At 63.6% G+C, this 13,133-nt stretch carries 10 protein-coding genes and 1 pseudogene; 8 read left to right on the top strand and 3 right to left on the bottom strand.

Annotation, left to right across the window (positions count from 1 at the left end; genetic code table 11):
- Position 1 precedes the first annotated feature (1 nt).
- A complete protein-coding gene (locus NKI31_RS00945) occupies positions 2 to 3,388 on the bottom strand; it encodes a hypothetical protein (RefSeq protein ID WP_352650070.1) in 3,387 nt (1,128 codons plus the stop codon).
- 184 nt (positions 3,389 to 3,572) lie between these two features.
- On the opposite strand from NKI31_RS00945, the gene NKI31_RS00950 reads away from it, so the two are divergent.
- The 3 genes and pseudogenes from NKI31_RS00950 to NKI31_RS00960 all read left to right on the top strand — a co-directional run.
- Positions 3,573 to 4,040, top strand: coding sequence for a peroxiredoxin (locus tag NKI31_RS00950; protein ID WP_023819420.1), 468 nt, complete (start codon positions 3,573 to 3,575; stop codon positions 4,038 to 4,040).
- A gap of 164 nt (positions 4,041 to 4,204) precedes the next feature.
- Positions 4,205 to 5,488, top strand: a complete 1,284-nt coding sequence (locus tag NKI31_RS00955) for a M23 family metallopeptidase (protein ID WP_023708648.1) — start codon at positions 4,205 to 4,207, stop codon at positions 5,486 to 5,488.
- Between the two features lie 93 nt (positions 5,489 to 5,581).
- A pseudogene (locus NKI31_RS00960) lies at positions 5,582 to 5,839 on the top strand (ABC transporter permease); the annotation flags it as partial.
- A gap of 47 nt (positions 5,840 to 5,886) precedes the next feature.
- On the opposite strand, the gene NKI31_RS00965 reads toward NKI31_RS00960, so the two are convergent.
- Positions 5,887 to 7,068 (bottom strand): M24 family metallopeptidase, encoded by a 1,182-nt coding sequence (locus NKI31_RS00965; protein ID WP_352650072.1) that lies wholly within the window; start codon positions 7,066 to 7,068, stop codon positions 5,887 to 5,889.
- Between the two features lie 212 nt (positions 7,069 to 7,280).
- Between NKI31_RS00965 and NKI31_RS00970 the strand changes: the two genes are divergently transcribed.
- From NKI31_RS00970 to NKI31_RS00990, 5 genes are all read left to right on the top strand, one after another.
- Positions 7,281 to 8,447 (top strand): ROK family transcriptional regulator, encoded by a 1,167-nt coding sequence (locus NKI31_RS00970; protein WP_352650074.1) that lies wholly within the window; start codon positions 7,281 to 7,283, stop codon positions 8,445 to 8,447.
- Positions 8,444 to 9,208 carry an ATP-binding cassette domain-containing protein gene (locus NKI31_RS00975; RefSeq protein ID WP_023669142.1) on the top strand — a complete coding sequence of 255 codons (765 nt, stop codon included), beginning with the start codon at positions 8,444 to 8,446 and terminating at the stop codon, positions 9,206 to 9,208. Before NKI31_RS00970 ends, NKI31_RS00975 begins: the two co-directional genes overlap by 4 nt.
- Before the next feature lie 41 nt (positions 9,209 to 9,249).
- Complete coding sequence (locus NKI31_RS00980) at positions 9,250 to 10,290, top strand: sugar ABC transporter substrate-binding protein (RefSeq protein WP_023684845.1); 1,041 nt, start codon at positions 9,250 to 9,252, stop codon at positions 10,288 to 10,290.
- A 160-nt stretch (positions 10,291 to 10,450) separates the two neighbouring features.
- On the top strand, positions 10,451 to 11,446 hold the full coding sequence (locus NKI31_RS00985) for an ABC transporter permease (protein ID WP_352650077.1): 996 nt from the start codon (positions 10,451 to 10,453) through the stop codon (positions 11,444 to 11,446).
- Positions 11,447 to 11,458: 12 nt separating this feature from the next.
- Complete coding sequence (locus NKI31_RS00990; RefSeq protein WP_023834189.1) at positions 11,459 to 12,229, top strand: SDR family oxidoreductase; 771 nt, start codon at positions 11,459 to 11,461, stop codon at positions 12,227 to 12,229.
- Here the strand turns inward: NKI31_RS00990 and NKI31_RS00995 are convergent, their stop codons facing one another.
- Entirely contained in the window at positions 12,230 to 13,051 is an 822-nt protein-coding gene (locus NKI31_RS00995) for a M15 family metallopeptidase (RefSeq protein WP_352650079.1), read from the bottom strand.
- Positions 13,052 to 13,133 lie beyond the last annotated feature (82 nt).

The raw sequence follows: 13,133 nt of genomic DNA on the forward strand, positions 1-13,133 counted from the left end.
CTCAGCGATACTCGAAGATCGACCGGAAAATGCCCGGCGCGATTACCGATAGCGGGTTGATGTCCAGCACCGGCTTGTTGGCGTTGCCCTTAAGCCGGTAGGTGACGCCGATCAGCCCGCGGTCGCGGCCATTGCCGAGCAGAGCGCCGACCAGCGGCAACTCGCCGAAGATGCGGTTGAGGCCATAGGCCGGCATGAAGGTTCCGGTCATGTCCATATTGTTGTTCTGGTCGTAGAGCGTGCCTTGGAAGGTGGTGCCGATGCGCGGGCCGCGCAGCACGCCATTCGCCAATTTCAAATAGCCCGACCCCTTGTCGATCTCGGTAAAGCCGCGCTCGAATTTTACCCGCGAAGTGTCGATCTTGCCCTTGACCGCTTCGTTCAAGCTGCGGCTGTCGCCGGTTGGCGTGGTCGAGACGATGGAGGCGAGCTTGGGTTCATTGACGATGAAGAAGTTGCTCGAATCGACCTGTCCCCGCATCGGGCCGTCGGCTGTGCCGCTCAGCGCCAGCGTGATCGATCCGCCTTCCATGTGCTCGTAGATGTTGAGGAAGCGCAATATGGCGCCTGCGTCGGCCGACTTCATGGTGAGCGCGCGAGCACCATTGCCTGCCGTATTGCTGATGGTGATGGCGGCGCCGGAACTTGCCGCGGCGCTGACCTTGAGCCTGTTCACCCTGGAGCCGGCGGCACTGTAGTCGAGCTTCAAATTGGACAGGACCTCGTCATGGAACCCGGTTAGCGAATTGACGTCGGCGCTGACCGAAACCGCGTCCGTGCCGGTGGTTTTGGTGGCGGTATCGACATCGGAGGTGAACTGCTTGATCAGCGAGCGGGCATCGAGCGCGTTGCCGCTGACATCGACGGCAAAGCCCTTGCCCGACCGCTTCACCGTCACGGCGACATCGTCGCCACGGTTCAAGGCGACCTTGCTGAAGCGGGCCGAAGACAGCGCGCCCTTGACCAGGACGACATCGCCTTCGACCGAAAAGCTCTTTCCGTCGAGGTCGAAGTCGGACAGCGTCGTGGTATCGCCGGACTTGCTCATGGTAAAAGTGGCATTGGCGGGAATGCCCGGCCCCTTGCTCCAGCCTGCCCAGGGAATGTCCAGCCTGGCGCTCGTCAGGTCAACGTCGACGTTCTGGCTGCCGCCTTCGCCGCTCTTGTCGATTGCCACCTTGATGGTGCCGGAAATCAGCGGCGACAGGCCAGGCATGGCGATGGCGCGCGTCTTGTCGTCGAGCACAAGCGCCACCTTGCGGCTGCGCGGCGGCCCGCCATCCCTGAGCGGCTCAACCAGATCGAGCTCGGCTGGAATGCCGTTCAGCCGCGCCTTGGCAGAGATCACCGCCTTGCCGGGCCCGACTTCGATCGAACCGTCAGCATCGGTCACCATCTGGCCTTCGAACGGCTTGGCGAGCGACAGGTCCTTGTAGTCGAGCGATACCAGCCAATCGAGCTTCGACGTGTCGACGCCGGATTGCAACGGAATGTCGGCCTTGACGTGGCCGGTCACCGTGCCCGACAGGTCGTCCGGCAAGATGCCGACATGGCGCATGGCGTTGATCGGTTCGTAGGAGGCAAGTTCGGCGATGGCCGGCGCCTCGCCGGCTACGTCGATGTCGAGCGCGCCGATCACCGGCGGGTGGTTTGCCGCCTTTACCGACAGTGTGCCATTGCTTGCCGCCACGGTGCGGCCGCTCGGCATGTAGACGCTGCCGGAGGACAGCGCGACGTCGACATCGTTGCCGTGGAAGGAAACGACGCCGACGGCATCGCGTATCGGCGGAATGCGGCCGGCGGTGTCGAAACGCGAGCCCTCGACCTGGAAGCGGCCGAACACCTCGTCGGCCGAAAGCGGCACGCCGTTGCCGAGACGCCCCGGCACGACCTGGAACTGCAGGCTGGCATCGACGACGCGGCCGCCAAACAGGTTCTGCAGCACCCACAGCCGCGCGTTCTTGGCGGAGAACCAGGGCCACAATTGCTTTACGTGCGAGACCGCCATGTCGTGGACGTTGAGCGACACCGAGATACCCGGCGGTCCGTTGTCGATGAAGGAAACCGCAGCGGTTCCCAGCACTTCGCTCCCCGATCCCGACCTGATACCGATCTGGTCGGCGACAAGCTTGCGGCTCTTGACCTGATAGACGCCGGCGATGCGGGCGAAGAAATTCAGCGCCGGCTCGGGCGATTCCGAAGGCGCCAGCGTCGAGCCGTCGCTGGTCAGGTCGTAACGATAGGAAGGCTCCTCGCCGGCCGCGCCGGTCGACGGCTTTGGCCCGATCGAGCCGGCGAAATTGAACGCCGAGCGCCCGGTCTTTAGAACCAGCCTGCCGACATCGATCTTGTTGGAGCCGGAGACGAGGGCGGCGTCGACATCGACATCGGCCGGCAACAGCCCGCGTGTGCCGAGGTCGAGCACCGAGCCGGTTAGCGACAGCGAGCCCGTCAGCCGCGAATCGGTCTCGCCCGAGCCTTCGGATCCGGTGAGCTTCAAAGCAATCGCGCCGGTTCGCCCGCCGGCCGCCGGCGTGGTCTCCGCGACATCCGCCATGTCGATGGCGGCGTTCAAGGCGGTGACGCGCATCGAGCTCGTATCGCGGGTGGCGGTGGCGGTGACGGTGAGCGCGCGGCCATCGACATCCGCCTCGGACGAGAACTCCACGCTGCCGGGGCCCGACTGCAGCACCGTCGCGTTGGCGATCATGACCAGCTTGACCGATCCGGCCTCGGGCAGCTCGAATGCGACATTTTTGAGATCGATGCGGCGCATCGAATCCTCGCGCACGGCATCGAGTGCACGATTGACGTCACTGAAGACGGCGGCGGCCAGTTTTTCCGGATCGATGAGACCGTCTTGATTGCGCAGGCGCGCTGTCCAGTCACCACCCGACGGCATTGCCGCGGTGACGATATGGGCGTCGGAAATCCTGGCGCTGGTCAGCCGAACCTCGCCCGAAAGCAGCGGGATCAGCCGGATGCCGAAGCGGACGCGCCCGGCATCGGCCATCGGCTTGCCGTCGGCCGTCTCGACGCTGACATCCTTGACCTGCAGCGCAATGAAGCTCGATCCGTCAAGTGTCAGGCTGGCAGGACCGACGGCGACTTTGACGTCGAAACCGGCCAGTTTCTCGATCGCCGTTTCGGCTTCCAACCGCAGCCGTTCGTTGCCGATGCCGGTGGCGCCGATGACGTAGACGGCGGCCGCTGCCAGCAGCACAAGGGCTCCAATGCCGGCAAACAGCCGGGCAAGGATGCGAAAGCCGCGGCCGATCCGTGCCTTGCCGAGCGGCGGCACGCGGCAAGCGGACGGGAAAGCCCCCAGGTCGGTGATCTCGTCACGCCTGAACCGGATTTTCTCGTGCTGCGGTTCTTCCTGATCCACGCAATTTTCCGTTGTGCGAATTCGATCGTGGACGAATCCCCGCCCGACACTATAACGACGCAGGCTAGAGCATGATGCCGAAAAGTGTGAGGCGGTTTTCTCGGACAAACGGTTTCCGTTTGTCCAGGCATCATGCTCTATCTCTTTGATTTAGGGCCGCGTAACCTCAAACAAGGGCATCGATATGGCTGATCTCGACGTTGGCGACGTTGCGCCGCAATTCGATCTTCCGCGCGACGGCGGCGGCTCACTCAGCCTTGCCTCGATGCGGGGGAAGCCCGTTGTACTTTATTTCTATCCGCAGGACGACACCACAAGTTGTACCAATGAGGCGATCAGCTTTTCGCAGCTGAAGCCGGAGTTCGAAAAGGCCGGCGCCGTGGTGATCGGCCTGTCGCCGGACAGCGTGAAGAAGCACGACAAGTTCAAAACCAAATACGATCTCACCGTCGACTTGGTTGCCGACGAGGCGCGCAAGGTGATCGAGGCCTACAATCTGTGGGTCGAGAAGACGATGTATGGCCGGAACTATATGGGCGTCGAGCGGGCGACGTTCCTGATCGGCAAGGACGGGCGGATCGCCGGGATCTGGCGCAAGGTCCGGGTGAAAGGCCATGCCGAAGCAGTGCTGGAGGCGGTCCGCGCGCTCTGAGGCGCCACCGATCTGGCCAACGCCGCGCAGTGCATTAGGGGCATAAGACATATATGCGGTTGGCTGACACCGTTGGTCACTAGCGCGCCCGCGACGGCAAAACTTTGTTAACCCTAATAATGTGTAATCGGGCTTCGTTGGTGTCGTAACGAAAGCTTGGTCCCGTGAACCTAACCGGTCAGTCAGCGGTCTTCGGCAGGCGCAAGGAGCCGCATACGGTCATCATTGCGCGGGGCAATGAAATACGGCATTTCACCATCCGGCCGTGGCTCGTCGCCTTTCTCGGCTCGGCACTGGCGGCGATCGCCATCGGCTATCTCTTGGCGACCTCCTATCTCGTACTGCGCGACGATCTGATCGGCGCCACCACGGCCCGGCAGGCGCGCATGCAGCAGGCCTATGAAGATCGCATTTCCGCATTGCGCGCGCAGGTCGACCGCATCACCAGCCGCCAGCTTCTCGACCAGAAACTGATGGAAACCAAGGTCAGCGAATTGATCGAGCGGCAGAGCCAGCTCAGCCAGCGCCATGGCCGCCTCGGCCCGATTCTCGAGCGGGCCGAAAACGAAGTCGGGACGCTGCCAACCGCTGATGCCGCAGCGACAACAAAACCCGACGAACATGCCGAACTGACTGGCGGCGAGCCACTCGCCTATTCGGTCGCCAGCCTTGGTTCGGGCGACACCAGGCCATTCTCGCTGTGGTCGACACGTTCCGATCCGCTGCCCAGCGAAACGGCTGCGGACCGCGCCGACAAATTGTTCGTCTCGATCAATGATTCACTGAAGGCTATCGAGAGCCAGCAACTCACCCGCATCGAAACCCTGGCCGACAACGCCTACAAGAACGCCGATGCCATCACCCAGGCGCTGGAAGCGGCTGGTCTGCCGGTCGACAGTGATTTCGGCAAAAACGAAAGCGATGTCGGCGGACCGCTGATCCCGCTTGACAGCTCGATGATGTTCGACAGCAAGGTCAAGGAACTGGACGAGGCGCTGGATACGCTCGACCAGTTGAAGAAAGAGGCGCGGCGGCTGCCGCTCGCCAACCCGGCGCCGGGCCACTCCGTCACCAGCCCGTTCGGCGTGCGCACTGACCCCATCCTCGGCACCGCTGCCCTGCACTCGGGCATGGATTTCCGCGCGCCGGTCGGCATGGCAGCCAAGGTCACGGCGGCCGGAATCGTTACCAAGGCCGGCTGGAACGGCGGCTATGGCCGCATGGTCGAGGTCGATCACGGCAACGGCTTTGCCACGCGCTACGGCCATCTGAGCGAGATCGACGTTGCCGTCGGCCAAAAACTCGCAGCCGGCGACATCATTGGCAAAACCGGCAGCAGCGGCCGTTCGACCGGCCCGCACCTGCACTACGAAGTCCGCCACAATGGCGAGGCCATCGACCCGCTGCGCTTCCTGACCGTCGGCAAGAAGGTCGAGCAGTATCTGTAGGGTCAAGCCAGGCGGCTGGTTGCACGCCCCCGCCTCCTTCACCCGTTGTACCATCCTGTTGTTTGGCAATCCGACATCGCGTGCTCCGGCGTCACGTTCTGGAGCCTGCGGCTGCCGCGCGCTTTGCCGATGCTGTTCTCATCGCTGAGGATTGCCTCGGCCACCGCCGTGATCGGCGCCATTGTCGGCGAATGGATCGGCTCCGACCAAGGACTTGGCGCGCTGATCATCCAGGCGTCCTTCAACTACCAGTCGGACCGCCTCTACGCGGCGATCGTGCTGTCATCGGGCCTGTCGATCGTCCTGTTTTGTCTTGTGGTGCTGATCGAGCGCCGGACGATCCAATATTGAGCAGATGCGTCAGGCGGGTCGCGGTGGCGTCCGTCGTGGCTGACCGGTCAGGATTTGACATGGATGTCTCGCGGGAATTTGGTCAGCGTCTCATGGCCGGTCTCGGTCACCAGAATGGTCTCGCTGATCTCGATGCCCCAGCCATCCATCCACATGCCAAGAATGGAGTGCAGGACGTTGCCGGGTTGCAGCGCGGTCTTGTCGCCGGGCCGCAGACTGATCGTGTGCTCGCCCCAATCCGGGGGATAAGCGACGCCGATGGAGTAGCCGATGCGCGATTCCTTCTTCAGCCCGTAGCGCTGGATAACCTTGCGCCATGCGGCCTCGACCGCTTCGGCTGTGGTCCCCGGCCTGACCGCGTCGAGCACCGCATCCATGCCTTCGATCACCGCCTTTGCGGTGTCGGCGACACAAGCCGGCGTGTTGCCGAGCTGCATCGTTCGGGCGAGGCCTGCGGCATAGCGGCGGCAGACACCGGCAAGTTCGAGCGCAATCGTTTCGTCCTTGCCGAAGCGCCGATCGCTCCACATGATGTGCGGAGCCGATGCATTCTCGCCGCCGAGGATGGTCGGCGGCAGTGCCGTGATGTCGCCGGCGAAGTCTGGACTGCCGGCAATCTGCGCCGCCTGGATCGCGGCAATCGCATCGCATTCGCGCACGCCTGGCGCGATGACTTCGAAGGCCCGCGAAACCGCCGATTCGGCAAGTGTCGACGCCTTGCGCAGATAAGCAATTTCGGGCGCGGATTTGACGGCGCGGATCCAGTTCACCAGCAGATCGGCGTCGTGCCATTTCGCATTGGGCAGGCCGGCGACGAGCCGGGCATGCGCCTTCGGCGAGAAATAATAGGCTTCGAGCTCGATGCCGATATGTCTCGCGCCCCAGCCCTTGGCGACGATGCAGGCCGCTATCCAGTCCATCGGATGGCGATCGGCGCGCTGCACGTGGTCCTCGGGGAAGCCGACCACATTCTCCGGCTTCATCCAGGCCGTCAGCAAGCCGCCTGCCGCATCCATGGCGCGGCCGATCCAGACCGGCTCGGCCTCGTTTTCGATCGGGACAAGCACGACCTGCGGCGTGTAGAACGACCAGCCGTCATAGCCGGTGATGTAATGCTGGTTGGCGACATCGTTGACGGCCAGCAGTTCCAGCCCACGCGCCGCCATCTCGGTGCGGATCTTCTTGAGCCGCCGCTGGTACTCATCGCGCGCAAAAGGCAATTCGATCATCGGTTTTCCTGCTGGATCACTGGTCGGGCGAGCCCCGCGCCCGCCTGACGTCATTCACCATTGCGGTGGTTTCAGCCCGGCTGCAATCGGCCAGCGCGGCGCATGGGACAGGTCCTGCACCGCGTCTGGGAACCATTCCGAATTATTTTTGAATTCCATTTGACTGAATAAATTGCCTGTGCAAGTCTTAGCCTTCCTAAAGGGCGCGGGACATGGCACTGCGGGGAACCAATCAGGAGTTCGGGCGGCCTTACAACCGGCGCATCGTGCTGGAGTCCATCCGCCTTCACGGTCCCATAGCTCGCGGCGACATTGCCGGCCGCGTTGGCCTCACCGTCCAGACCGTATCGACCATCGTTCGCGAACTCGAAGAGCATGGCTATGTGCTGTCGCTGCGCGAAGAGCCGCGCGGACGCGGGTTGCCGCCGGCGACGCTCAGGATCAACCCCGAGGGCGGCTATGCCGTCGGCGTCCACCTCACCCCGCTGGGGATCGACGCGGCGCTCATCAATCTCAGCGGCGATGTCATCGAGAGCATGCATCGCGAGGCGCCGCATGCGACGCCCGACCATGCCTTCGAGCTGATCGGCGCGATGGTGCCCGAGCTGACCGCGCTGCGCCCCGGCGGACGCGTGCTCGGCATCGGCATGGCGCTGCCTGGACCCTTCGGCGTGGAGTCGATGAGCTTCGTCGGCCCGACGACCATGGCCGGCTGGAAGGATGTCGCGCTGCCGGAACGGCTGGCGGCGCCGACCGGGCTGCCGGCCTTCTTCGAAACCGACATGGCGGCGGCGGCCATGGGCGAACGGCTTTACGGTCTCGGCTCCGGTTATTCCGAATACTACTACCTCTATTTCGGCGTCGGCCTCGGCGGCGTCATCGTGCATGACGGCGCGGTGATGCGCGGCGCCTGGGGCAATGCCGGCGAAATCGGACACATCCCTGCCGTTCCCGGTGGCGAGCCTTGCCCATGCGGTAACAGCGGCTGCCTCGAACGGTATCTCTCGCTCGAAGCACGTCGCCGCCGCAACATCAGCGACGCCGCCTGGGTGGCCGAGATCGCGCCGATCTTCCGCAACGCCATCGTCACCATCGAGAATGTGTTCGACCCGGAAACCGTCATCCTCGGCGGGCTTGCGCCCACCGACCTGCTCGAAAAGCTGGTCGGCGCGGCGGGACAGCTTCCCAATTCGGTCTCGGCGCGGCGCGACCGCAAGACACCGCGCGTGACGGTGGCGACCGGCGGCAAGCATTCGGTGCTGCGCGGCGCTGCCGCATTGGCCGTTTCGGGCGTGCTGTCGCCGCGCTTCGGCCAGATGTTCATTGCCGAGCGCGAGCGCCGGTCCGACCTCATGCACAGCAAGGGAGTGGCGGCATGACCGAACCGCTGCTGGTACTCGAAAACGTCACCAAGAATTACGGCGCCATTCATGCGCTGAGGGGCATCAGCTTCTCGATCGGCAAGGGCGAAGTCGTGGCGCTGCTCGGCGACAACGGCGCCGGCAAGTCGACACTGGTCAAGATCATCGCCGGCGGCCTCGAGCCGAGCTCCGGCCGCATGCTGTTCGAGGGCAAGGAATTCCTGGCGAAAACGCCAGCCGAGGCCAAGGCTGCCGGCATCGAGACCGTCTACCAGGACCTGTCGCTCTGCACCAATGTCGACGTCGTCGCCAATTTCTTCATGGGCCGCGAAATCACCCGCAAGGTTCTCGGTGTCCCCATCCTCGACGAGCGCGCCATGGAGGCCGTGGTCGGCAAGGCGCTGGCAAGTGCCGGCACCCGCATCCCGTCGCTGCGCACCAATGTCGAGCATCTCTCGGGCGGCCAACGCCAGGCCATCGAGCTCAACCGCTTCGTGCACTGGGGCGGCAAGCTGGTGCTGCTTGACGAGCCGTTCGCGGCACTCGGCGTCGAGCAGACCAGGCGCGGTCTCGAGATGATCCGCCAGGTGGCCAACCAGGGCATCGGCGTCGTCATCATCACCCACATCATGCAACAGGCTTTCCAGGTCGCCGACCGGATCGTGGTGATCCGGCAAGGCGTCGTGGCCGGCGATGTCGCACGCAACAAAACAAGTCCCGATGCGGTGATCAACATGATCACCGGTGAGACGCTTGCCGGTGCCGGACCGGCAGGTTGAGGGACAAAAGAGGGGTCCGGTATAAAAGAGGAGCGAACGACATGAAGCGAATACTGGTTCTTGTCTTCGGTATCCTGGCACTGGCTCTTGCCTCGCTCACGCCGGCAATGTCCCAGACCAAGGGCACCGTCTATTATATGGTCCCGACCCTGCTCGATGAATTCCAGACCGGCTCGGTGAGCGCGCTGGAGCTGTTCCTCAAGCAGGTCGGCTATGAGGTGAAAACACTCAACGCCGACAACAAGACCGACGCGCAGCAATCGCAGATGAACGACGTCATTGCGCTGAAGCCGGCGGCGATCATCCTGGCCGCCGTCGATTTCAACGCGCTGAAGCCGTCCATCGAAGCGGCGCGTGCGGCCGGCATCCCGGTGGTCGAGTTCGACCGCCAGATCACCTCGACCCCGTCCGATTTCACCTCGGTGGCGGGCACGGTCGAGATCGGCTACGTCGCCGCCGAGCAGGCGCAAAAGCTTCTGACCGCCAAGAACGGTTCTGTGAAGGGCAAGATCCTGCAGGTGCTCGGCGATCCCGGCGATCCCTACACGCTCGACATCCAGAAGGGTTTCGAGGAGAAGTTGAAGGCGTTTCCTGACGTCAAGATCATCTCGCTGCCGGCCATGCAATGGGAAGCCAGCAACGCCGGCACGATCGTTGCCGACCAGATGCTCGCCAACCCCGACATCGACCTGATCTTCAGCCATGCCGCGCACCTGTCGGTCGCAGCCGTCGCCTCGCTCGAGGCCGCCGGCAAGAAGCCGGGCGACGTCATGCTGATGAGCTCGAACGGCGCTCCGGTCGGTCTCGACCTGATCCGCAAGGGCTGGCTCAATGTCGAAGTCGAGCAGCCGCTCTACGCGCAGGCCGCGGCCGTGGCGATGTTCATGGACAAGATCGCCGGCAAGCAGGAAATCAAGCCTGGCGAGTATGACGTGCTCGGCTTGAAGTCGACCGTGACCAAGGAGAGCTGGGGCCCCAACATCAAGATCCCGGGCGCCGCCATCACCAAGGAAAACGTCGACAATCCGGCCTTCTGGGGCAACCAGAAGCCGCCGACGGACACGATCAAGTCTGTCGAATAGTCGCCTAGCGAAGCGCTCCGGGCCATTGCGGCCCGGAGCCTGCCCATTCACGACGCCGCGTCCCAGGACACCGTGGCGAACCTAAACCCGCGCCTGAACCCGATGAAATCGAGTTGATTTCTCAGCCTGATTTTCTCGGGGGCGCCAACCGGATCAGCCCATGAACCCGCGCAGCCGCAAAGCCCTGGAGTTCGTCCTCGACAACCTCGTCTGGTTCATGCTGATCTTTGTGCTGGTTGTCTTTTCCGTCTTCGTCCCCAACTATTTCCAGCTCGGCATCTTCGCCAACATCATCGAGGCCTCGAGCGTTCTCGGCGTGATGTCGATCGGCCTGTCGCTGGTCATCATTGCCGGCCATATGGACCTGTCGGTGGAATCGGTGGCCGCACTCAGCGCCATGGCGGTCGGCATCCTGTTCTGCTCATCGGGCATCGGCATGGGCATACAGCTCAATCCGCAATGGCTGATGGTTCCGGTTTCGCTGCTGGTTGCGCTGGCCGTCGGCGGCCTCATCGGCGCCTTCAACGGCTATCTCGTGGTCAAGGTGAAGATGAGCGCCTTTATCATTACGCTGGCGTCCTACATCTGGGTGCGCGGCCTGGTGCTGGTGATTTCCGGCGGCCGCTCGGCACAGGATCTGGCGCCGGCCATCCGCCGGTTCGGCATCCAGCGACTGGCCGGCCTGCCGCTGACCGCCTGGATCGCGGTCGCCTGTTTCGTCCTGTTCTCGCTGATCATGGCCAAAACGCCGTTCGGCCGCCACCTCGTGATGATCGGCGGCAACGAGACCGCGACCTTCCGCGCCGGCATCCGCGTCAACCGCAATCTGATCATCGCCTTCGTACTTGCCGGCGCCATTGCCGGCCTCGCCGGCTGGCTGCTCGCCATCCGCACCTCGGGCGCCACCGCCAATCTCGGCACCGGGCTGTTGTTCAACGCCTTTGCCGCCGTCGTCATCGGCGGCGTCAGCCTGAAAGGCGGTGTCGGCACCTTGCCCGGCGTCTATGCCGGCGTGCTGCTGCTCTCCTCCATCAACACGGCAATCAACCTGATGGGCCTGCCGGCCAATTTCACCCAGGTGATCCATGGCCTGCTGGTGCTCGCCGCCGTGCTGCTCGACGCCTTCAAGCAAACCATTCGCCAAAGACTCGCATAGGAGACGGCTGGCATGACAGGACGGCTCGAAAGCAAGGTCGCGCTGATCGTCGGCAGCGCGCGCGGCATCGGCAAGGGCATCGCCCAGCGCTTTGCCGAAGAAGGCGCAAGGCTGGTCCTGGCCGACAGCGAGGCCGAAGCCGGCCAGGCGACCGCGGACGAGCTCGGCGCGGATTTCATTCGCGCCGACATCTCGCAAATGGCCGATGCAGAAGCTGCGGTGGCGCTGGCGCTGAGCCGCCATGGCCGCCTCGACATCGTCGTGCAGAATGCCGGCATCTATCCCTGGCAGCTGATCGAAAACACCAGCCCGGACGACTGGGACCGGGTGATGGCGGTCAATCTGCGCGGCACGTTCAACGCCACGCTGGCGGCGCTGGCGCCGATGAAGGCGCAAGGTTACGGGCGCATGCTCTACACCTCGTCGATCACCGGTCCGCACGTCACCAGCCCCGGCCACGGCCACTATGCCGCCAGCAAGGCCGGCATCAACGGCTTCATCCGCTCGGCGGCGCTGGAATTTTCGGGCTACGGCATCACCGTCAACGGCGTCGAGCCCGGCAACATCCTGACCGAAGCGATCGAGCTGCATCGGGGCGCCGCCTACATCAAGAACATGGAGGATTCGATCCCGTTGGGACGCCTCGGCAGTCCGCGCGACGTCGCCAATGCCTTCCTGTTCCTGGCCTCGGACGATGCCAGTTACATCACCGGCACCACCATCGTCGTCGACGGCGGCCAGTTGCTGCCCGAAGGCAAGGATTTCCGGCTGCTGCCGCCGTGATCAGCCGGATTTCTTGTACAGCAGCAACTCAGGCCGGTACTCGAAGTGCATGGTGTCGTAGTGATACCAGCGCCCGCCCCAGATGAAGCCGTTTTTCTCGAACAATTTCACGATTTCCAGCGGAATCCGGTTCTTGAAGGGAATGTGGGCCTTCGGGTTGGTTTTGTTCCTGTTGTTGTACCAATAGTCGGAGAAGCCGACATTGATATCGAAGGCCGCTCCGAACGAGTGAACGCTCAACCGGTCGGTGCCGGCGATCGGCCGCCAGACAAAGCCGCCGCCGGGCTTGAGCCCGTAACGGCTCAGCTCCGCGGGCATCGCCTCAAGCGCAGCGGAGACCTTGCCCAGCCGGTCGTTGATGCCGAAAATCCTGGTGACCTGCACGGTCTTCTTGCCGAGCTTCGGCAACCATTTGACGTTGGCGATGTGCTTGCCCACCTCGGCGGCACTTGCCCCGTAGAGCTTCTCGAAGAAAGGTTCATTGCGGATACGGCCGGGATCGAAATCCTCCGCCGGGACCAGCGCGCCCTCGGCTGCTCTGGGATAGACGTAGCGAAACATGTCTTCGATGTCGGGGCTCTCAAGCAGCGCGTCGGCGTCGCGCGCCTTGCCGTCGTTCCACACCATGGTGGTGCCGTCGGTCCAGGTCAGGACATTGCCCGAAATGGTGAAAAGGCCGGGATAGGCCTTGAGCAAGGCTGCCTTGGCGGCGGGCTGGTCGACGCCGTCGCCCACATTCCCCGCATAGGCGAAGCGCCCAATACCAGAGATTGCCAATGCCAATAGCAGCTGTAACATCAGCCGCCGTGGATGGTCGATCATTGTGCTGCCTCCGCGAGGGCTTTCATTCATCGTGCATTTAACAAGGCAGCTGTACCATGCTGGTCGAATCGAACGGGAGACA

Source organism: Mesorhizobium sp. M0659 (assembly GCF_040320605.1).
GTDB lineage: Bacteria > Pseudomonadota > Alphaproteobacteria > Rhizobiales > Rhizobiaceae > Mesorhizobium.